The organism is Epilithonimonas hungarica, from assembly GCF_900102265.1.
GTDB lineage: Bacteria > Bacteroidota > Bacteroidia > Flavobacteriales > Weeksellaceae > Epilithonimonas > Epilithonimonas hungarica.
In genome coordinates, this window is sequence record NZ_FNBH01000003.1 from 16,947 (window position 1) to 39,059 (window position 22,113).

A 22,113-nucleotide genomic window follows, 5' to 3' on the forward strand; every position below is an offset into this window, starting at 1 on the left:
AAAAAATAATAAATATAAATATATTAAATATTCAATGATGGTCTTCCTGATGCTATGGTATAAGCTTCTTTCAGCACCTCGGAATAGGTTGGATGGGCATAGCTCATCGAGGCCATGTCATTTGCTGTCACTTCGTATTCCAATCCGACCACGGCCTGTGCGATCAGATCTGCTGCCCGGGCGCCGATGATGTGCACTCCTAAAAGTTCGCCATATTTCGGATCTGAAAGGACCTTTACAAAACCTTCCGTTTCCATCCCCGCTCTTGCTCTGGCATTCACGGCAAAAGGAAATTTACCGATATTATATTCCACTCCTTGTTTCTTTAATTGCTCCTCGGTAGTACCTACAGAAGCCACTTCTGGCCATGTGTACACTACCGAAGGAATATGGTCATAATTGATATGAGGTTTCTGACCATTGATCCTCTCCACCACAAATACTGCTTCTTCCTCTGCTTTGTGGGCCAGCATCGCACCACCCACGACATCTCCAATCGCATAAATGTTTGGAGCTGTAGTCTGAAGCAATTCATTGACCTTCAGGGTACCATTGTTATTCAATTCCACGTTGGCATTTTCTAAACCCAGACCGGTTACATAAGGTTTTCTGCCGACAGCAACCAGAATATAATCAGCGGTTAGATCTTGTTCTTCTCCTTGTTTATTTTTGAAATACACTTTAGCTGTGTTGTCCAGGTTTTCAGCTTTGTAAACGGCCTGCTGAAGTTTGATTTGCACGCCTTCTTTGGTTAGAATCTTCGTTAAAGCCTTGCCTAATTCACTATCCATCGTAGCAATAAGATTATCCGCATATTCTAAGATGGTCACTTTGGTTCCGATCCTGTTGAATATGGAAGCCATTTCCACACCGATCACACCGCCACCAATAATCACAATGCTCTCGGGCTTTTCCTTCAATTCCAGTGCTTCGGTAGAAGTGATGATCCTCTTTTTGTCGATAATAATGCCCGGAATTGTTGCCGGTTTTGACCCTGTAGCTATAATGAACTTGTCCGAATTAATAACGGTCTCGGTCTGATCATCGTGTACAATTTTCAAGGTTTCATTATTAACAAAAGAACCTGAGCCGTGGAAAACCGTGATCTTATTCTTCCTCATCAAGAAATCCAGCCCTTGTGTGTTTTTGTCCACTACTTCTGTTTTGCGTTTAAAAAGTTGTTCAACATTCAGCCGGAGATCCGAATATTCGATGCCATGTACTCCGAAACTGTTAAGTGCATTGGTGTAATGATGCGTACTGTCCAGCAACGCTTTGGTGGGAATGCAACCTACATTGGTACATGTACCACCCAAAGTATTATATTTTTCAATAATGGCTGTTTTATATCCCAATTGGGCACTTCTGATGGCTGCTACATATCCGCCGGGACCTGACCCGATAACGGTAATATCAAATGTTTCCATTTTTATTATTTTAATATTTTGATTAATAAAAATAAACCAATCGGTCTTTTTGTAAGTAAAAAAATTATACTTTCAGACCTTTGATCAGTTTTTCTAAAAAAGACATGGCTATATTAAGCTCTGTCATATGGTTGTTGACCTTTGCCTGCATAAACGCGCCTTCGATCATTGATATCATGACAATCGCGATTTCGGTTGGATCGGTATCTGCTTTTATTTCATTCCTTTCCATACCACGTTTGATTTGATTTTCGATAGATGTTTTCCAAAGGCCAAGTGCTTTTTGTACGCGTTCCTTGAGTAATGGATGTGTATCATCAGCCTCCGTAGCAGTATTTAAGATAGGGCAACCAGCCTGTAGATAGGGATATCTGAAATAATTTTTATAGGTCTGGGGATAAACAAGCAACCTTCCGATAGAATCTTCAGTTGCTAAAATACGCTCTTTCATATGCTGTGTAACCTTACCAAAATTGTAGTCGAATACGCTTAATGCAATCTCATCCTTATTTTCAAAATTACCGTAGATGCAGCCTTTCGAAAGACCGGTGGCGCTCATTACATCGTTTATGGATGTACCTGCATATCCTTTCACGTTAAAAACAGTCGCAGTTTTTTCTATGATCAGTTGTTTGGTATTTTCGGATTTCTGAGTTTTCATAAGCTACAATTCTTATCCGATGCAAAGTTAAATAAAAAATAGAACAATCGGTCTTTTTTTTGAAGGTATTTTAAATTGCAACAGTTTTTATTTAAATCCTTCTCTGTTCATTTCGACCCGCAAAATGTTCAACTCACCCAATTGCACCGAGGAACACGCCAAAAGCGATTGCATCTTTGTATTGAATTTAAAACTTAATATCAATGCAAAAGATTATTTTAATGGTAACCGGGCTGCTTTTCAGCCTCAATATTTTTGCCCAAACAACCAATGATAAAATTTTGGGCAAATGGACAAACGAAGACAAAACCCGTATCATCGAATTTGTAAAGAGCGGTGATGTTTATGATGCCATCATTAGAAAGGCCGAAGACAATGGCATAGTTGGTAAAAAGCAAATCACAGCTCTGAAAGCAACTGGTACGACTTCATTTGCGGATGGTACGCTGCACATTATCAAAAAGGGGAAAACGGCAAAATGCACGGCTTCACTTTCTGGGGATACTACGCTGTACATTAAAGCGAGCTATGGCATGATGTCTAAATCCCTAACCTGGACCAAGCTCTAAATTATTCCAGGCAATGAAAACTATTATTTTGGCACTATTGGGTTTCACCAGCTTCAATGCAATGGGTCAGGTACAGTTTGGCTCATTGCAGGAAGTGCTGGCTTATGCAGATAAAAATGCCATCTCTATCCAAAGTGCGTTGCATCAGGAACAAATAGCTGCTGTAAAAAACAAAGCATCCAAAACAGCCTTATTGCCTACTGTAAATGCATCTGCCGGGTTTAATGATAACATTACCATACAGCCAACCCTGGTTCCGGCTAATTTATTCAATCCTGCTGCACCGGAAGGTACTTTCAATGAATATACTTTTGGAAGGAAATATATGTACAGTACCGGCGTACAAGCCAATTGGGATATTGTGAACTTTCAAAAATGGTTTGACATTAAGACTTCCGAAGCTGCATTACAATTGGACCAAGCCAGTACCATCAATGCAAAATATCAGGTTTACAACCAACTGGCCCAGACCTATTTTTCCATTTTGCTAACGGAAAAATATTTGACAATAAGCAAAGAAAATATTGCGGCGGCAGATAGTATTTACCGAATAGCAAAAGATAAATATGACACCGGAATTTTCACGGAAGAAAACCTGAACCGCAGCAAGATTCAACTGGTACAGGCACAGCAACAAGTGAGCAGCCTTGCCACTTCTTTGGAACAACTGTACAATCAATTGCAGTCACAACTCAACATCGATGAACCCATTGCCTTGAAAGATGAACTTCTCGATAGAGAAATGGATACCGGTGATGCTCTTGTAACAACAACGTCTCATCCGGAGGTATTGGTGCAGGAAGCACAGGTAAAACTAAGCGCGCAACAATTGGCTCAAACCAAATCTCTGCATTATCCAACACTTACACTGGGCTATCAATATAATTACAATTGGGGAACAGATAAGATGACGGATTTTTCGGGAGCCAATAGCCTTCCACAACAGTTTTTGGGAATAAAATTGAGTGTGCCCATCTTCAATGGCTTCAGTACCAAGTCAAAAATCAAACAGTCGAAAATACAATTGGAACAAGAGCAAATGGTACTGGACAGCAAAAAGTTGATGGTAAAAAAAGATGATGACAATCTGAAAATACAGTACAGGCACGGAATTGAGGATTTTAGAAAACAAGAAGAAGTATTGCAATTACAATATAAAAATGATACACATTCCAAGAATCGCTACGACAGCGGCATCATTGGCTTGGATGAGAGACTGGATAAATTCAAGGATTTACTGGAAGTGCAAAATCAATATATGCAAAGCCTCAGCAACCAATATATCAGCTATTACAAGCTTTATATCCGTAAGCAATTTTAAGTATAATCATAAATGTTATGATAAAATATCAATGAAAACAAATAAAATAATAGTTGGGTTATTCTATCTTCCAATGTTCGGCCTGTTGTCTTGCAACCCTCAGGAGGAAACGACACCACAATACAAGACTATACAGCAAGCCATTTTTGCAAGCGGCCACATGGAGCAGGAGGATGAATATATAATTTCCGCGACTGCCGATGGTACTATCCGGGAATTTAGCATTCGTGAAGGTGATTATATTTCTAAAGGACAATTACTGGTGCGAATTGATAGTGATGTTTCCAATACGCAGTTGCAGGAAGCACGAGTAGTTTATAACGATGCGAAACAAAATTCATCGGCCAATGCACCGCAATTAGAGCAGATAAAATCACAGATTGACCAGTCTAAGACTCAGCTCAATCTTGACAAGATCAACTATCAGCGTTATGCCGATTTGCGCAAGAAAAATTCTGTATCGCAGTTGGAATATGAAAAAGCAGAACTACAATACAAAGCCTCACAAAGTAGCTTGCAGGTATTGGAGAAAAGTTACAAACAGGCACAGGATGCATTACAATTAAATGCCGACCGTAGTTTGCAACAGGTAAAAACACAGCAGGCCATTTTAAACGATTACAGCATACAAGCAGATAAGGACGGTATTGTGCTGGAGGTTTTAAAAAAGAAAGGCGAATTGGTACGAAAGGGCGAGGTGATTGCCAAAATCGGCAGTGGTAAAAATATCCTGAAGCTATTTATTGCAGAAGATGATATTGCAAAACTTTCCATAGGTCAAGAAGCGATTGTGCAAATGAACAATTATCCCGACACCACATTTACGGCATCGATCACCAAAATACTTCCGGCATTTGACGAGGCGGCACAATCATTCACAGTAGAGGCAGCCTTTGTAAATCCACCACAGCTTTTACTTTCGGGTACACAGCTACAAGCAAATATTAAGCAGCAAGGCACAAAGAAAGTTTTGGTCATTCCATCAGCAGCGGTCATCCGTGGCAAATATGTAGAGTTAAAAAATGGTGAAGAAAAAGAAATAAAGATCGGACAAAAATCAGGCAATTGGGTTGAAGTAAAACAAGGCTTGACCGAAAAAGATATCATCCTTTTACCGAAGGGAAAAAGTAAGGAAGAAGGTGTTGCAAAACCTGGTGGAGAGTAGAAAATATATAGGTATGGACTTACATTTTGGTGCTGGAATTTAAAAAAAGAAAGAAATGACAAATATAAATAACAAGATATCCTGGACACATCTTACTTCCAAAGTAAAACAGTTGATCGTAGCGGTACTAAGCGTAACATTTGGGATATCGATGTACGTTTTTATGAACAGCTTTATGAACGGTGTAAATAATGCTCAGACCGATATCACTTTTACCTCAATGTCACATATAAGGGTATATAATGACCCTGCCGGAGAACCCACAATATTGTTGTCGCAAAAGAATGCTTCGGATACATTGAATATGGTAAGCAATGCCAGGCACATCAATTATACGGAAGGTATACTCAATGCCGATGAAGTAAAACATGTATTGCAAAAAAACAAAAACATTGTCGCCATTACCGAGCAGGTCAATCAAAACGTATTTTTCAGAAATGGCGTGACCAAAGTAAGCGGTTCACTTTCTGGCATTGATGTAGTGAATGAAATCCAGATGTTCAACACCACGGAGTATATAACAGAGGGTAATTTGTATGATTTAGAAAAGCGTTCGGATGCTGTGGTACTGGGCAGTGGATTGGCAGATAAGTTAAGTGCATCAATGGGTGACAATATATCGCTTACTACTTCCGATGGCGTAAATAAAATTTTTAAGGTCGTGGGATTACTAGAAACCGGGAGCGGAAGTGTTGATAAGAGCCGTGCAATTATTTCTATCAACACGGCACGACAGTTATTGTCTAAGAATAAAAGTTATGCAACAGATGTGATGGCAAATGTAAAGGACTACAACGATGCCAAAATTATTGCCAATGAAGTGTGTCCAGATATTAAATACAAAACAGAAGCCTGGCAGGAAGGCAATGCCCAATTAGAATCTGCCAATACCCTGCGGGACATCATAGCGATTGCTGTTTCACTTACCATACTTATTGTTGCGGGTTTTGGAATTTATAACATTATGAACATGACCGTGAGTGAAAAGATACGGGAGATTGCCATCCTGAAAGCAATGGGTTTTGATGGAAAGGACATCGTACACATTTTCCTGGTCCAATCTGTCATTATCGGCTTAATTGGTGGTTTTATAGGCTTGTTATTAGGTTTTGCTGTTGCTTTTATGGTAGACAGCATTCCATTTAAGATCGCATCTTTTGACACATTACCCATCACCTATCTGCCTTCTGATTATATTTTGGCAATGGTATTTGGCTTGGCCATCACGTTTATTGCAGGCTATTTACCTGCCAGAAAAGCATCCAAAGTAGACCCTGTAGAAATTTTAAGAGGATAATGGAACAGAATAATTTTAAGAAGAAGTTATTACCAAATGAAGGCTCGGAATTCATTTGGCTGACAGTTTTTTTTGGTTTGTTAACTCTATCTATTTATTACCTGGATTGCTACTATTACTACCAGTACTGCAATTATTATTACGAATACGGTTATGAATGCGAGTGTTATTGCTATTACTATTATTACTATGGATGTTATTAAAAATTAAAAATGAAAGCATTAACTGCAAATAAAATTACAAAATACTTTCACGACCCTGAAACGTTTCAGGTATTGAAAGACGTGAGTTTTGATGTAAACAAAGGTGAATTTGTTGCCATTGTTGGTAAATCCGGTTCGGGTAAATCTACCCTTCTTTACCTACTCTCCACAATGGATACATCCTACGAAGGAAACATCGTTATCAATGACACTATGGTTACCGGGTTAACACAAAACCAGTTAGCCAAGTTCAGGAATGAGCATATCGGGTTTGTGTTTCAGTTTCATTATTTATTGCCGGAATTTTCCGTATTGGATAATATAATGCTACCGGCTTTGAAGCTTAAAAAGAAATCTAAAGACGAAATAGAAGCAAGAGCAATGGAACTATTGACGTTGCTTGATATTAAAGGCCACGAAACCAAAAAGGCGTCCAAAATATCGGGTGGTCAGCAGCAAAGGGTTGCTATCGCAAGAGCTTTGATAAACGAACCAGCCATTATTATGGGCGATGAGCCTACGGGAAATCTGGACAGTAAAAACACCAAAATTGTGTTTGATATTTTTCGCCAGCTAGCCAGGGAAAAAGGGCAAACCATCATTGCCGTTACCCATGATGACGAATTTGCTGCCAATTGCGACCGAATTATTGAAATGGTAGATGGGAAAATCATTTACTAATCGGTTGACTGGAAATTATAAGGCCAATCTTAAAAAAACTCGATGTCTATTAATCATTGATTTGAGAAAAAAAATAAATTTTAAATAAATACTATTATGAAAACTATTCAAGAGTTATTTACCAAATTCACTTTTACGATAGCCCTTCTTACCGGTCTATCATCCAATCTGCAAGCTCAACGTATTGTAAGGGCTGTGCCACGAAACAACACTGTCGTGGTTTATAGCGGTGTTTCTTATCGCTATGCGAACGGGTATTATTACAAACCGCATCGCAGTGGGTACGTGGTGGTGACTCCCCCGGTTGGGTTGCGGGTGAGGGTATTGCCAGTCGGGTATACCAACGTTGTAATCGGAGGAAGAACTTATTTTTATTTTGGTGGGGTTTACTACATCCAGGAACAGCCCAATAGTTACAAAATTGTCGAAATTCCGAAGGAAGCCTATCTGATCGCTCTTCCGGCGGGAGTCGAAACTATAACAATCAATGGTAAGAGATATTACAAGATCGATAATACATATTACGAAAAACTTGTCTCTGAAAACGGAACAGAACGATATGTACTGGTGGGTGAAAAAATGCAATAATACCTTGTTTTTTAGTATGATGGGTGGGGAAAATTGTAGTAAAAACAAAAAAGAATATTCCAAGAATAAAGATGGGCAAAAACACAATTCTTTTATTTCTCATAGGATTTACCTGGGGGTCTTTTCATGCACAAATAAGAAGAGTTTATTCATTCAACAATACAACTATAGAAGTATTGGTACAAAGCAACAGAATGCAAAACAATTTTGCTTTTCCTGGGATGAAGGCATTCATAATTATCGTCAATAGCGGAAATACTTTAGATACTATTTATGAAAATGATAAACTTCGAAAAATACCCATTAGCGGAATGAATGATTATGCTTGCTTCTACTACATAAAAGCTGCTGACTGGTTGAATAATGAAACTTTGAAACAATTTTTAGAAGACTTTACAAAATGGTGCTATGAAACAGATTATATAAACAGAAATGAAGTACATCTGGTATGGCAAGGCTCATCGAATAAAATAAACTGCGACACTTTTACTAATCTTAGTAAAATAACGGGCAGCGTACATATACTATCTGATAAATTAAATAACTATTGCAACAACTATGTCAATACTACAGCAGAAGAAATCTGGCAAAAAAGCCAATCCGGAAAAACTTCTGTACAATATGAAGTCTTGGGTATGAAAGAGATGAGACAATTGCAAAACGAAAACCAGCAGAAGGCAATTTACAGATCCATCAAAAAAAGCAAAGGCGATATTTTCTTTCAGATTACAGCAGGAAGTCATCATATCGGAAATCAGTATAAAACAACATTTGATAAAAACACTTTGGTCGATTTTACCAACTATAAAACTTTGTGGAATTTGAGGGCAGGCTATTATTTCAGCAACCGTCTATACAGCAATGTTGATGTTGCATTGATCTATTCTGGTAAACAGGAAAATATAGACAATATAAATTGGGATGACCCTGACGGTATTACTGTAAATGGTTCCGGATATGCTGGTGCAATGATAAGATGTGGCCTTGGGTTGGGTTTTGTGGTATACACCCATAGTAGATTAAGCATCAATACAGGGATAGATTCCGGAATAATAAACGCCATAGCCGGAGGCGGAACTGCTAACAGAACTATTGGCGGCGGAGACAACAATACGGATATAGAAAAGCAGAGCCAGAAGAGTATATATTATAACATTTATGCAGGACTCAATTATAGACTAGGAAAATCATTTTCATTAAACAGCAATCTTCAATACAATATTTCTGCCTTTAAACAACCTATAGGAAGCGTCTCTGCATTCACAGGCATTTCTGTAAATCTTGGTTTGGGCATTACAATATCTACAAAAAATAAAGATGAATAAACATAAATATCTTTTATTAATGACATTCTTATTTGCAAATAGCTTACTTGCTCAGGATAGGGATTTATTGAATGTCAACTATGCAGTTTCGACATTAAAATATAACGATACTGTTGCTAATGCCAATTTATTTGATGTAAAACTCAAACTTCCGGTATTCCAAAAAAAACAACATACCATTGTCGGAATAGTGGGTTACAAAAATTTATCGCTACAGAATTTCCCGGCGGATCATACCGGCAATTTACACGGTCTCACTTTGCAGGGAGTCTGGATCTATAAATTATCAGACAGAAAAAGCCTGACCTTTTTTGCTCAAACAGGATTGTTTTCAGATTTACAAGATGTGAGTGGCAAAGATTTCAGGTATACTGCAGGCTTGCGTTACAGGGTAAAACATTCCGAAAAGTTGCGTACAGGTTGGGGTCTGGCTTATTCCAGACAGTTTTTCGGTAACCAGATTATCCCATTCATTGATGTAGATTACAGACCCAATGATAAATGGAGCATTACGGGGCAGTTCCCCATCAAACCAAAAGTGCTTTACCATTTTAATGATAAATGGAGTGCCGGGATTGAAGTATCCGCAGATGCATCCAGCTACAGGCTTTCAGCAACGGAAAGTGACAATCAGTTTATCCAGGTCAATCAATGGACTGGTTTGGCAAAGCTGGAATATCAGTTTGCAAAAAACTGGGAACTGAATATTGGGGTCGGTAGAAATTTTAGACAGAGCTACAAACTTTATGATGATACAGCTACTACACCTTGGACGGTTATTACTATGCCTTTAGGTGAAAAGCCCGACCCCATCTATGAAATAGACAACAACGGATGGAATATTCAAGTGGGTATTTTATTTAAACCGTTCTAGAAGACCTTATCTTTTGTAACTTTATCATAAAAATGAAATTACCCATAGAAAAAATATTGCCCATTGCTTTATGTATCGTATTTCCGGCATTAAATGCGATTACTACGAGGGGGATTATAAACATTTTTGATGTTGATTCCTTGATATTACTTCGGTGGGCGTCTGTTTCTGCAATGCTTTACCTGCTTTGGATCTTGCTGGATTATATTTCTAGAAAAGCAGAAACGTACAGATTTCTTAAATCAATTATTGCAGCGACAGCGTTACTTATTATAGTTTACAATATATTTCTGCTCACACCGCTATTTCAAAATAAGAATTTGAAATGGATGTTTGTGGTGAGGTATTTTATTGCCATTATTCCATTTTTAATAATTCAATATGCCTTTCGTGCCAACAAAAAAGTAGCACAACTGGAACTGGAAAAACAGCAGATACAAACAGAAAACTACAAGGTTCAATTAGAAGCATTACGCACCAAAGCCGACCCGCATTTTTTATTTAATTCACTCAATACCCTTCGTACAATGGTGCGGCATCGAGACCCGAAATCTGAACAGTTTATCCTCAGTCTTTCCGATTTTTACCGGCAAACTTTACGGTACAACGAAAGCACATTGATTAAACTGATTGATGAGGTAAAGGTATTGGAATCCTATTTATTTCTAATGAAGAACAGAAATGAGGATGCCGTACAAATCAGTATCCAGATTGCTGAAGAATTGTACGAACACCAAATTCCTACATTGGCATTGCAAACCGTGGTAGAAAACTGTTTTAAGCATAATATGATGACATCGAAAATGCCTTTGTATATTGAGATCAAAAGTGCCGATAATTATATTGAAATTAAAAATAATGTTCAACCCAGGATGACCAACAGTTCATCTTCCGGCTATGGATTGGAAAATTTGAAAAAGAGGTATGAGTTGTTAAATATCGAAAACGGAGTTGATATTGAATCGACAGATGATTACTTTCTGGTAAGACTTAAACTTATTTAATGGAGGATGCAATCTAAATTCTCAACTGAAATAATATGAACGTACTGATAGTAGAAGACGAATTACATACTTCCAAGTTGCTGAAAGAAATAATTGAGCAGGATGAAGATTTTTTGGTAACCGAACGTTTGGAGTCGGTAGCCGAAGCCGTGCAATATTTAAGTAAACACCAGCAAAAATTAGACCTGATTTTTCTGGATATTCAGTTAGCCGACGGGCATAGCTTTGAGATTTTTAACCATATTGACGTTACTGTTCCCGTAGTGTTTTGTACCGCTTATGATGAGTATACTTTACAAGCCATTAAAAACAACGGCATTGATTATATCCTTAAACCCTTCAAGGAGGAAGACATTCACGCCGCACTAAACAAATATAAAAGGCTAGCTCAAACTTTTAGGGATAAATCAGCTACACCTTTACAATTTCCTGCTATAACTCAGTACCAGCAAAGCTTTCTAACACAATATCGGGATAAAACACTGGTAAAATATGTAAAAGAAATCGCTCTTTTTTACATTGAATTTGAAACTGTTTACATGTACACCATCAACGGCGACAAATCCCCTCTTTTTAAGAATTTGGAGTACATCGAATCAGTTTGTGACCCTAAACAGTTTTTCCGCATCAACAGGCAGGTTTTGATTAATAAAGAAGCAGTATTGTCTATTGAGCCATATTTCAATAGAAAAGTCATTGTTCAAACAAAATTCGGCCTATCAGAAAAATTAATTGTAAGCAGGTTAAAAGTTGCTGCTTTCAAAGACTGGTTGGAATCGTAGTTTATATTTCATCCCTATTCGCAAGTGATATTTTGATAATTGCTTTCTACTAATGGCTATTTAGCCTTTAATTGAAAAATCGTTGCAATTAAATTCAATATCTCAAATGTTCAATTGAAGTTTTTGTTTGTTCAATTCATCCAAATTTTGATTTCTTTAAATGTTATTACTCAATAGTTTTGCTTGTATAAACAATAAAATTATTATGTTATGAAGAAATTATTTATTTTCAAATTAATGATCATTGCAATGGCGGTAACAACTTTAATATCTTGTGATGATGACGATGAATGTTATTATGTAGAACAGAACGATGCCCGCGGATTAATAGTCAATGCAAGTCCCAATTCGGGAGATTTGTATTTTTTTGCGGATGAAAATAAAATCAATGGTAATGCACTGAACTATGCAAATGCTCAGGGATACTATCGATTTTATGATGGGATGCGGACTTTCACTGTTCGCGATAATAATGGAAATATTCTGGATACTGAGCAAAGAGAAGTAAATGGAGGAGATGTTTTTTCTCTTTTTGCCGTAAACAATTTTGACCAGCTGGAACTTGTTAGTTTCGAAGACCATTTGGAAGTGCCAGGTTTTTATCGCGCAGGCATCAGACTGATAAATCTCTCTCCTGGTGCTCCGAACGTAGATATTTACCTTGATGGTCATTTGATCACATCCAATATTCCTTTTAAAACAGCTTCCCCTTTTGTAAATGTTGAAGATAATGAATATAATGTGGAAATAAAAGATACACAAACCGGTAATACACTATTCCAGAAATCTTCGGTTGTTTTTTATCCCAACAGAATTTACACGCTTTATACGAAAGGATTTGTTGATGCTCCTTCAGGTTCAAACGATAACTTTTCCTTGGAGATTATTCGAAATTATTAAAAACTTGTAGTATCTAAAGCTGAACTCGTCTTGACCTACTTACCTGCCGGAAAAGGGAAAGTAGCATATGCTCTTCGCAGGGAAATGGGTAAAGCAATTGCTAATAGACTTGCAAACTAATGACGAAAATAGAATTTATGAATTGACAGGAAGTGAAATGTATTCATATGAAGCAACTATTAGGAAGAAAGCCAAAAAAATTGAGTGATGCATTAAAGGAAATCTATGGTAACAAGCCATAAACTGAATTAGTCAATACTTGATCTGACAGTTATAATCAAATTGACTAATTTTAAAACAGATCAAGTATTGACTAATGCAAATGTTGTCAGTCTATTTTAATTTCCTGGACTTCTTTTCTTTTTGCAGCATTTTTTGTTATATGGATGCGTAACAGACCATCTTCATAATTTGCTTTGATCTGGTCTTCTGTTATATTGTCTGGCAAACGAAAACTACGAGAAAAAGAAGAAGTAGAAAACTCCTTCCTGAGATAATTTTCTTTTTCTTCCTTATTCTCAGTACTGGTTTTTGCAGTGATCGTAAGTAGTCCGTCTTCATTTTCTATTTTGAAATCTCCTTTCTTAAAACCTGGTGCTGAAACTGTTAGTTCATAGGTGCTATTCTTGTCAATAATATTGACTGTAGGATACATATTATTGGCAAAAATGGGCTGGCCAAGAAATCCGTCTGCTGTCCAAAAGTTTTCTATTAAGGATTTTAACGACGGTAACGTGCTGTTTTTTTGTAAAGTGTTCATAATTGGAATTTTTTTTAATTAATATCCCAAAGGTATATTATGAATATCTTTCACACTATGACAGTAATTTCATTTTGTTGTGATTCTGATCACGTCATGCTTTCAGCTTGCCAGGCATCAAGTATCTTGATCATCTGAAATGCCTCTGATCCTGAATCATCTATTTCGATTTTCGAGCACTTTAATCCATGATATTCGGAGTTCGCTAATTGAAGTGGTAACTGCTTCATTGACCGAAGGATTAAGTATTTTACACCAAAGGAATTCAATTTTCCTACAATCGATGGTGAAATGCTGGTCTCATCACAGATAACAGCGTCTTTTTCATCCGAGAAATGCATATTATTATCCTTTAATGGATCTGTAATGATAGTAATTTTATGTTTTTTGCGATTCAATAAGGCAAGGGACTTTTTTGTGTCCTGACTAATATTGTAGATGATGACCTTCATAATGTCTGTTCAATATTCAAATATATCGAAGAGATTAATTCCAAATAGTGCGCATGGTCATTAAAAAAGATGATTTTAGTTAATTTTTAAGCTTTCTAAGACCACTGATGTCAACTATTGTTATGGTACCCGCATTTTTATCGATAAGTTTTTCAGCTTTAAAATCGCCGAGGATCCTGCTAACTGTTTCACTGGCCATGCCTGCCATGCACGCCAGATTTTCTCTGGAAATTTCAAAACTATTCTTATCTGGATGGCCGCTATGTAGTCTGATCAGTACTTCTGCCATTCTTTTTCTGACAGAAAAATAGGCCAGCTGTAATAGTTGTTCCTCATGATTACTAACATTTTGCGCCAGGATACTAATGAATTTTTCTGCTATATCAGGATATTTATGAAGTAACTGATCGACTATCTCTTTTGATACAGAGCAAAGTGTGGCATCTTCCAATACTTCAGCAGTTTCTTTATATTCCTTTCCTGAGAACAAGGAAACAATCCCAAAATAGTTATCCGCATGATAAACGCCTGTCATCAGTTCCTTACCATCATCTGTCATTTTGGTGGTCTTTACCGCTCCTGATAAGACCAGATAAATATTATTTGCAGAGTCTCCCTCATAATAGATGACCTGCTTTTTCTTAAAAGACCTTATTTTCCTTTCGTCAAATGACCTTTTTAATTCCTCAAGGCCATTTATATTCTGAAATAGATTCGTCATCCTACTAAGGTTGGAAGTATAAAGAGTTTTTTGAAGTTCTTTTTTCTTCAGCCTGCTCTCTATCGCATTTAGAAGCTCAATATCATCATAGGGTTTAGTGAGGTAATCGTCTGCTCCCATTTCTATTCCTTTTCTTATCTCTGTTCTATCCGTTTTTGCTGTAATAAAAACAAATGGTATAAGTCCCGTATCTTCTCTTTTGCTCAATAGATGCAACACGCCATAACCATCCATTTCAGGCATCATGATATCACACAGGATAACATCAGGTAGATGCTCGATGGCCATATCCACTCCCTGTTTTCCATTGCTGGCCTGAAATACTTTATAGTTCGCGAGTTCAAGAATTTCAGATGTATTCTCACGGATATCTTCATTATCCTCAATGATCAGAATGCGTTTTTTTTCCATTGCTTTAAAGGAACATGGTCAATGTTCATTAATTTGTTTTTGAAATGATAGTATAAATTTAGTTCCGGCTCCAGCTTCGCTTTCAAAATAAATCTGTCCATGCATCAGATTGACATATCTAAGAACAATATTCAACCCCAAACCAGTTCCGGGTATATTACCGGTATTATGCGCTCTGAAAAAGGGCTGAAAAAGAGAAGGCTGGTCTTCCTTTGGTATTCCAAGACCATTATCTTTTAATGTCAAAATATATTTTTCTTCATTTATTTCCGTCGAAAATTCAATGAGGGTATGTTCGCCGGAATATTTTATAGCATTGCTTATCAGGTTTATCAAACAATTTCTTAATAAATGCTGATCAAGATATATGACATTTTCATGTCCTGTATGTTGATAGATGATAATTTGGTCCTCCTTGCTGATCAATTGCATCTCTTCTGTAAGTTCTTCAGCAAACTTCACAATATCAAATAACTCGTAATGAGGTGTGATGATTCCAGTATCAAGTTTTTCCAGTGAAAGAAAGTCATTAAGGATAGAATTGAGACCTCCTATCATACTTTTAACTTTATGAAGATGTTTTATGATCTGTGCATTATCGGAAATCTGCAGGTATTTTTCAATCAATGCTACTGAAAGCTGCATAGAGCTTAAAGGGGTACGGAATTCATGGGAGGCCATCGATACAAAGCGGCTTTTTATCTTGCTGAGTTCTATTTGTTTTTCCAGTGACTTGTTCGCTTCCTCCCGGGCTTCTTCTAATTTCTGAAGCATTTGTTTGAGCGATTTTGTTCTTTCTTCAACAGTCTCTTCTAATTTACTGGTATATTTTTTCAGATATTCTTCAGCTTCTTTTTCTTTTGAGAGGTCATGGATAAAACCGGTATAAACGATCCTATCCTGATATTGGACCTCGCTGACTGCTAGCCTGAAAGGAAATTGGGTTCCGTCTTTTCTCAGCCCCCATACCTCTCGCCCTTTACCTATTATCTTTTTTCTACCTGTATTTTGATAATTTGCTATGTAGCCGTCATGTCTTGATTTGTCGGGTTCCGGCATCAGAACGGAAATATTCCTGCCTATCAGCTCTTCTTCCGTATAACCGAAAATTTTAAGTGCTGAAGGATTTAATGTTTCTATTATACCCCTGTTGTCAATTGTAATTATACCATCAATGGCAGTTTCGATTATAGCATGCAAGAGTTTTGAACTTTCCATGATTTATAAGTATCTGAATCTTATAAATTTAAGACTTTATATCTAAATTATAATATTAATATTTGAAAATTTAAATTTGAGGTCTGTTTGCTAAAAATAACCAGCACTTTATGCATAATAAATTGTCATTTATCAGAATCTGAATACGGTATCTGCACTTTCTGGTATGATCAAAAGTGGGATCTGCATATGTTCTGCTTGCTTCACAGCGTGGCTGCTCTTGATTAAACTTTCAAAGAATCCTCTTTGCTGATGTCCCATCACCAGAATATCAATATCCTTATTTTTCAATATGTCAAGACCATAATCTACATTTTCACTGTATATACAATTATAACAATATTTGCCATCCAGATTTTTCAGGAATTTTTCTTTTGTATGTTCATAGTTTCTGTCTTCGGTCACATCATTCGTACTTTGAAGAATATGCGTGATCAATAATTCAGCATTGAAGTATTTGGCAAAATTGATCAGAGATTGTGCTGTCTTCACATCTTTTTTATTCAGATCTGTGGAAAAGGCAATTTTTGTAATGGGTTTGTATTTATGATTTTCAGGGATCAAAAGAAGCGGGTACTTTGTTTTATCGATCATTTGAATGCTGTTGCTGCCCAGGAAAAACCGTTTGATCGTTCCGGCGCCTGTCATACCCATAACGATCAAAATAGTATTTTTGTGCGATGCCATATCATTTATCACTTTGATCGTATCGCCGACCTCCGACAGATAGTCCACGGATGGGTGAAAAGGGAAGGCCTCATCTCCCAATAACTTGTTTTCCTTTTGTTCCAGATCTTTAACCTGTTTTTTTAATTCTTTATTGTTCTCTTCGACCAGTTCAGGATATTCATATAATACCCAAGAGATCTGTCCCAGCATAGGACTTTCGGAAGGTAGGGAAAAGGCGTGGCACAATTCGATATTGGCCTTTAATGGACTTGCCAGGTGCAAAGCATAGTTTGCCGCATTCTTGGAAGCTTTTGAAAAATCTGTGGCTACTAAAATTGTTCTCATAATGTATATTTTTTATTTATTTGCAATGACTTTTTCTATCAGACCGCTGTCAAGATGATATATATCTTTGTAAAATACAGGTCTCCCGTTTTTTATTGAATATGTTAGATAAGTGATGATGATGGGAATGGGTTGTTTCAAAACAAAGTCTTTTCTTTTGTAATTGGCCATAGCATTTTCCAAAATGGGCAGTTGATCTTCAGAACGATCATTTTCCAATAACAACTTGGCAAGCTTATCAGCTTGTTCTACACGAACGCAGCCATGGCTCAATGCCCTTTCTTCTTTGTTGAATAATTGCTTTTGTGAGGTATCATGTAGATAGATACCGTAGGTGTTTTCAAACCGGAAGACTACTGCTCCCAATGCGTTATCACAGCCTGACGACTGTCTGACGCTGTATGAAGAGGTATTTCTGCTGATCTCTTTCAGACGTGCTGGATTGATTGTGACCTCATTACCATTTCTGTCATATATTGAGTAATGGTGGTCTGTCAAATATTTGCTGTTTTTTAGGATCTTTGGCAGCATTTCTTTTCGAAATATACTCTGAGGGACCTTCCAGTCAGGTGCCGTCGTAAAATGAGTGACCACACTTTCCAAGATAGGGCTGGGAGTCGAGGGTTTTCCTACGATCACCTTAAAATCACGTTGTATCTTATTTGTATGAAGTTCTAATGAATAAGATGGGATATTCACTAAAATATAATTTTCACTTATAGTATTTATCCATCTTAGACGCTCCATATTGATGACGATCTTCTCTATCTGTGATTGAGAAGTATTGACCAGGTCATTTGCATAGAGTGTGTTCAAATGATCCTGCAATTGTTTGTAAGCATGGATCTGAGGCTGAACTTCGAGAATAGTTCTCAGGAAATCGTTTTGGCTGAGTGCAAAGCTCAATTTATCATCAGAGCAAAACCCATTTATATAGCCGGCATCGATATCAGATGAGGTATATTTTGGATTGTACTTTCCAAAATGTAGATTGTTGATGAAAGTAATAAGAGCATCTGTCATCAAAATATCCAGCCAAGCCCTTTCGTCTGAGTCATTAAATTTAGAATCAATTATTGCCATCAATTTTTCAGGAGATAGCTCCTGGCAATGATAACCTGAAGAAGATAATCCAAATTGATCGGCATAACCTAGCAACAGTACTGCTATTTCAGGTTGGTCTGAATTCGAGCCTTCAAACCAGGTATATCCCATATTGTCTTTCGTATAAAATCTGAGAACTGATTTTGGATAATACAATTTCGAAAGATTGGTCTTATCCTGCAATAACGTAGCAATTCTGGTCGTTTTATCTGAATTTTGAGCCTGTAAAACGAGGTTGAAGAAAACAAGAACTACAAAAGTTGCAATAGCTTTCATATTATGGGAATTGGTATTGTAAAATTCCAAATAATTGTCTTCCCAAATAATGATCTTGGTCACTAAAAAATATGATCTAATCCTGTTCCTGACCAGTATCAGATTTATAAGTAACCGGCGTCATATCATTTCGCAGAACAATTCAAGACCTTTGAAATGTTTTTGGTAATGGTCATTCTAACATTAAAAATATATATCATGAAAAAAGTACAGTATAGTCTTTTGGTAATTCTTATGATATTAATGAATTCCTGTAATTCCACTCAGATCGTCAGCAGTTGGAGGGCATCCGACAAACAGATCCATCCTTCAGACTGGAAAAAAGTTTTGGTGGTGGCTCTGTTGCGAAACGAGACCAACCGCCGTAGTGCCGAAGATGAAATGGTAAAATACCTCAACGGAAAAGGGGTCACTTCCTACAGTTATTTGGACGAAAATTTTGACCGCAAAGATGAAGAGACATTGAGACATAAAATTAAAAATGATGGCTTTGATGCGGCCATTACTATGCGTTTGATCGATGTTGACAAAGAAAAAGTTTATGAACCTGCACAGTATTATATGTATCCGATGTACTATGATGACTTTGTAAAATATTACTACAGAAATTGGATGCATTACAATACTCCGGGTTATTATACAATTACTAAAAAATTCATTATAGAAACGGTCATCTATTCTATTCAGGATGATAGAATAATATGGTCCGGAATCACGGCAACCTACGATCCCAAAGGTGTCAGACGTCTAACTTCCGAAATCGCTCATGTCATTCGCAACAGAATGCAGCAGGAAGGATTTATTGAAAAGTAACAGGAATGAAAACATGGATTCCAAGAGGCGACTTACCAGATCAGATGATAAGACCAATAAAATTAGTATTGATAAATAATATCAGTTATTACTGATATCCGATGTATTTTATAAAGAGCGTTCAAAAAAACTATAATATACAAAAAACAGACAAGATCAATTTGACCATCATCATATATTATTATGATCTTCATTATTTTATTTTCTTTGAAATTTCTTGAACTTTGGAAGATAAAGCAAGACAATGAAAACAAATGCAGAATTACAGCGAGATGTTCAGGATGCCATTAACTGGGAACCACAGTTAAAGAACATCAATATCGGCATAACAGCCACAGACGGCATTGTTTGTCTTACAGGCACTGTGGACAATTATGCTAAAAAAATACAGATCGAACAGGTCGTGAAAAAGGTTTTTGGAGTCAACATTTTTGTAGAAAACATCGATGTGAAATTACAGAAACATGAAACAAAAAATGATATTGAAATAGCCAAAGAGATCATGGCAGCGTTTGAGGCCAACCCCGTTATTCCACAAGAACAACTAGAAGTGAAGGTTGAGAATGGCTGGGTAACTTTGACAGGAGAACTTTCCTGGGACTATTTACGGGACGTTACTGAAAATACGATCCAGCATCTCCCATGGATCAAAGGTATATACAACAACATCACCATTGTACCCGAGATGCATCATTATACTATTGACAAGAAAGATATTATGAAAGCACTTAAAAGAAGCTCTATTGATGACCGGGAAATTACCGTTTCCGTATCAGGAACAACAGTTAGGCTCACAGGCACAGTACATACTTGGCATCAGAGAGAAGAGGCAGCAAGGATCGTCTGGAAAACACCAGGTATAAAAAATCTAAAGAATGAATTGAAAGTGGACTATGAATATGATCTATAGATAATCGATTGTCCCAAATGCGTTCAGTATTATAAAAACCTATTCATTTGGCAGAGATTATAAACAAACCATATAATAGATATAAAAGTCGTGGAATCCGATCTGAAAAACAGTTTTTTGCTCATCGGCAGTATTGCATCTTTCTCCGTCCGTTTTTTCCGGGAGATCTTTAAACCGGGTTTCGAATTCAAGGAATTTATCAGGCAATGTTTTGCGGTGGGCTATAGATCATTACCATTAGTGACGATCACAGGTTTTATTATGGGTCTGGTATTGACCATCCAGTCCAGACCGGCAATGTCTAAATTTGGTGCCGAGTCCTGGATACCCAGCATGGTCTCGTTATCTCTGATCAGGGAGATTGCACCAGTGATCACAGCTCTGATCTGCGCAGGCAGGATATCGTCCGGGATGGGAGCAGAATTGGGCTCGATGAAAGTAACAGAGCAGATCGATGCTATGGAAGTTGCGGCCATCAATCCATACCGTTATCTGGTGATAACCAGAACAATGGCTACGACATTAATGATTCCGATCTTGGTATTTTATGCTGATCTGATAGGCATTATGGGAGGGTTTGTGGGCATCAGTATGCATAGCGGTGGCAATTTACAGCACTACTTTTCTACAGTATTCGATTCTTTGGAGTATGAGGATATCTTACCCGCGACTATAAAAACTTTCTTTTTTGGTTTTTTTATAGGGATTATTGGCTGTTATGAGGGATTCAATGCCTCCGGAGGTACTGCAAGCGTTGGCAAAGCAGCCAACTCTGCTGTGGTTTCCGCATCGCTTAGCATTTTTATCATTGATATGATAGCAGTACAACTAACCGACCTCTTTTTCTAAATATCATGCAAACCAGAGAAATTATCCAAGATACACACCGCGAGCCTGCTGTCGAAGGAGTATTGATAGAATTTAAAGATGTTTATAAATCTTACGGCGACAATAAAGTTCTGAATGGAATTAATTTTAGCATTAACAAAGGCGAGAATCTTGTCATACTTGGCAAATCGGGTTCGGGAAAATCTGTAACTGTAAAATGTCTGGTTGGCCTCACAAAGGTAGATAGCGGCGAGATCATTGTTTTTGGGAAGGACATTACAAAACTGAATGAAGACGGGCTCAACTCGGTTCGGATGAAAATAGGATTTCTCTTTCAGAGTGCTGCATTGTATGATTCGATGACCGTAAGGCAGAACTTGGTTTTTACCTTACAGCATCACAACAAAAAACTGACCGAAGCACAAATGGAATCCTATGTAATGGACGCGCTGAAAAATGTCGGATTGCTGGAATCCATAGATAAATTTCCAGCAGAGCTTTCCGGTGGAATGAAGAAAAGAATTGGGCTGGCCAGGGCATTGATCATCCAGCCGGAAATTATGATCTATGACGAGCCGACAGGAGGACTGGATACCATCACCGCTCGTGAGATAATCGATCTGATATCTGAGATAAAGATAAAATATAAGACCACTTCAATAATTATAACACATGACCTTACCTGTGCCAAGTACAACAGCGACAGGATCATAGTCCTCAAAGACGGCGTTGTGAAAACTGAAGGCCGTTTCAGAGATATTGAAAATAATACGGACGAATGGGTAAGATCCTTTTTTGAAAAATAAACA

Annotated in this window: 23 protein-coding genes; 15 read left to right on the forward strand and 8 right to left on the reverse strand. The window is 37.3% G+C overall.

What is annotated here, in order from left to right; genetic code table 11:
- Nucleotides 1-23: 23 nt before the first annotated feature.
- Both lpdA and BLT30_RS11850 read right to left on the reverse strand, forming a co-directional pair.
- Nucleotides 24-1,427 (reverse strand): dihydrolipoyl dehydrogenase, encoded by a 1,404-nt coding sequence (gene lpdA, locus BLT30_RS11845; protein WP_089873774.1) that lies wholly within the window; start codon nt 1,425-1,427, stop codon nt 24-26.
- A gap of 64 nt (nt 1,428-1,491) precedes the next feature.
- Entirely contained in the window at nt 1,492-2,088 is a 597-nt protein-coding gene (locus BLT30_RS11850) for a TetR/AcrR family transcriptional regulator (protein ID WP_089873775.1), read from the reverse strand.
- Between the two features lie 203 nt (nt 2,089-2,291).
- On the opposite strand from BLT30_RS11850, the gene BLT30_RS11855 reads away from it, so the two are divergent.
- From BLT30_RS11855 to BLT30_RS11905, 11 genes are all read left to right on the forward strand, one after another.
- The gene (locus BLT30_RS11855) at nt 2,292-2,657 is read left to right on the forward strand and encodes a DUF2147 domain-containing protein (protein WP_089873776.1); all 366 of its coding nucleotides are present in this window, start codon (nt 2,292-2,294) and stop codon (nt 2,655-2,657) included.
- A 13-nt stretch (nt 2,658-2,670) separates the two neighbouring features.
- Nucleotides 2,671-3,978: a TolC family protein gene (locus BLT30_RS11860; protein ID WP_089873777.1), complete on the forward strand. Its 1,308-nt coding sequence runs from the start codon at nt 2,671-2,673 to the stop codon at nt 3,976-3,978.
- Between the two features lie 31 nt (nt 3,979-4,009).
- On the forward strand, nt 4,010-5,143 hold the full coding sequence (locus BLT30_RS11865) for an efflux RND transporter periplasmic adaptor subunit (RefSeq protein ID WP_175487183.1): 1,134 nt from the start codon (nt 4,010-4,012) through the stop codon (nt 5,141-5,143).
- A gap of 55 nt (nt 5,144-5,198) precedes the next feature.
- The gene (locus tag BLT30_RS11870) at nt 5,199-6,440 is read left to right on the forward strand and encodes an ABC transporter permease (RefSeq protein WP_089873779.1); all 1,242 of its coding nucleotides are present in this window, start codon (nt 5,199-5,201) and stop codon (nt 6,438-6,440) included.
- Nucleotides 6,441-6,652: 212 nt separating this feature from the next.
- Nucleotides 6,653-7,324 (forward strand): ABC transporter ATP-binding protein, encoded by a 672-nt coding sequence (locus tag BLT30_RS11875; protein ID WP_089873780.1) that lies wholly within the window; start codon nt 6,653-6,655, stop codon nt 7,322-7,324.
- 195 nt (nt 7,325-7,519) lie between these two features.
- Nucleotides 7,520-7,912, forward strand: coding sequence for a DUF6515 family protein (locus tag BLT30_RS11880; protein WP_139166638.1), 393 nt, complete (start codon nt 7,520-7,522; stop codon nt 7,910-7,912).
- A gap of 194 nt (nt 7,913-8,106) precedes the next feature.
- A complete protein-coding gene (locus BLT30_RS11885; RefSeq protein ID WP_139166645.1) occupies nt 8,107-9,237 on the forward strand; it encodes a hypothetical protein in 1,131 nt (376 codons plus the stop codon).
- Complete coding sequence (locus BLT30_RS11890) at nt 9,230-10,111, forward strand: DUF6268 family outer membrane beta-barrel protein (protein ID WP_089873783.1); 882 nt, start codon at nt 9,230-9,232, stop codon at nt 10,109-10,111. The genes BLT30_RS11885 and BLT30_RS11890 overlap by 8 nt, the downstream gene beginning before the upstream one ends.
- Before the next feature lie 32 nt (nt 10,112-10,143).
- On the forward strand, nt 10,144-11,115 hold the full coding sequence (locus BLT30_RS11895; RefSeq protein WP_089873784.1) for a sensor histidine kinase: 972 nt from the start codon (nt 10,144-10,146) through the stop codon (nt 11,113-11,115).
- Between the two features lie 35 nt (nt 11,116-11,150).
- Nucleotides 11,151-11,897, forward strand: a complete 747-nt coding sequence (locus tag BLT30_RS11900; RefSeq protein WP_089873785.1) for a LytR/AlgR family response regulator transcription factor — start codon at nt 11,151-11,153, stop codon at nt 11,895-11,897.
- 210 nt (nt 11,898-12,107) lie between these two features.
- Nucleotides 12,108-12,797 carry a DUF4397 domain-containing protein gene (locus BLT30_RS11905; RefSeq protein ID WP_089873786.1) on the forward strand — a complete coding sequence of 230 codons (690 nt, stop codon included), beginning with the start codon at nt 12,108-12,110 and terminating at the stop codon, nt 12,795-12,797.
- A 328-nt stretch (nt 12,798-13,125) separates the two neighbouring features.
- Here the strand turns inward: BLT30_RS11905 and BLT30_RS11910 are convergent, their stop codons facing one another.
- From BLT30_RS11910 to BLT30_RS11935, 6 genes are all read right to left on the reverse strand, one after another.
- Complete coding sequence (locus BLT30_RS11910) at nt 13,126-13,557, reverse strand: Hsp20/alpha crystallin family protein (RefSeq protein ID WP_089873787.1); 432 nt, start codon at nt 13,555-13,557, stop codon at nt 13,126-13,128.
- An 89-nt stretch (nt 13,558-13,646) separates the two neighbouring features.
- Nucleotides 13,647-14,009, reverse strand: coding sequence for a Rossmann-fold NAD(P)-binding domain-containing protein (locus tag BLT30_RS11915; protein WP_089873788.1), 363 nt, complete (start codon nt 14,007-14,009; stop codon nt 13,647-13,649).
- Between the two features lie 79 nt (nt 14,010-14,088).
- Nucleotides 14,089-15,141, reverse strand: coding sequence for a response regulator (locus BLT30_RS11920; RefSeq protein ID WP_089873789.1), 1,053 nt, complete (start codon nt 15,139-15,141; stop codon nt 14,089-14,091).
- Between the two features lie 18 nt (nt 15,142-15,159).
- Nucleotides 15,160-16,359 (reverse strand): PAS domain-containing sensor histidine kinase, encoded by a 1,200-nt coding sequence (locus BLT30_RS11925; RefSeq protein ID WP_089873790.1) that lies wholly within the window; start codon nt 16,357-16,359, stop codon nt 15,160-15,162.
- 132 nt (nt 16,360-16,491) lie between these two features.
- The gene (locus BLT30_RS11930) at nt 16,492-17,373 is read right to left on the reverse strand and encodes a universal stress protein (protein ID WP_089873791.1); all 882 of its coding nucleotides are present in this window, start codon (nt 17,371-17,373) and stop codon (nt 16,492-16,494) included.
- Between the two features lie 12 nt (nt 17,374-17,385).
- Nucleotides 17,386-18,816 (reverse strand): L,D-transpeptidase family protein, encoded by a 1,431-nt coding sequence (locus tag BLT30_RS11935; RefSeq protein WP_245707173.1) that lies wholly within the window; start codon nt 18,814-18,816, stop codon nt 17,386-17,388.
- Between the two features lie 135 nt (nt 18,817-18,951).
- On the opposite strand from BLT30_RS11935, the gene BLT30_RS11940 reads away from it, so the two are divergent.
- From BLT30_RS11940 to BLT30_RS11955, 4 genes are all read left to right on the forward strand, one after another.
- Nucleotides 18,952-19,566, forward strand: coding sequence for a hypothetical protein (locus BLT30_RS11940; protein WP_139166647.1), 615 nt, complete (start codon nt 18,952-18,954; stop codon nt 19,564-19,566).
- Nucleotides 19,567-19,810: 244 nt separating this feature from the next.
- Nucleotides 19,811-20,476, forward strand: a complete 666-nt coding sequence (locus tag BLT30_RS11945; RefSeq protein ID WP_089873793.1) for a BON domain-containing protein — start codon at nt 19,811-19,813, stop codon at nt 20,474-20,476.
- A gap of 90 nt (nt 20,477-20,566) precedes the next feature.
- A complete protein-coding gene (locus tag BLT30_RS11950) occupies nt 20,567-21,325 on the forward strand; it encodes an MlaE family ABC transporter permease (RefSeq protein WP_089873794.1) in 759 nt (252 codons plus the stop codon).
- A gap of 5 nt (nt 21,326-21,330) precedes the next feature.
- Complete coding sequence (locus BLT30_RS11955) at nt 21,331-22,110, forward strand: ABC transporter ATP-binding protein (protein WP_089873795.1); 780 nt, start codon at nt 21,331-21,333, stop codon at nt 22,108-22,110.
- The last annotated feature ends 3 nt before the right edge of the window (nt 22,111-22,113 follow it).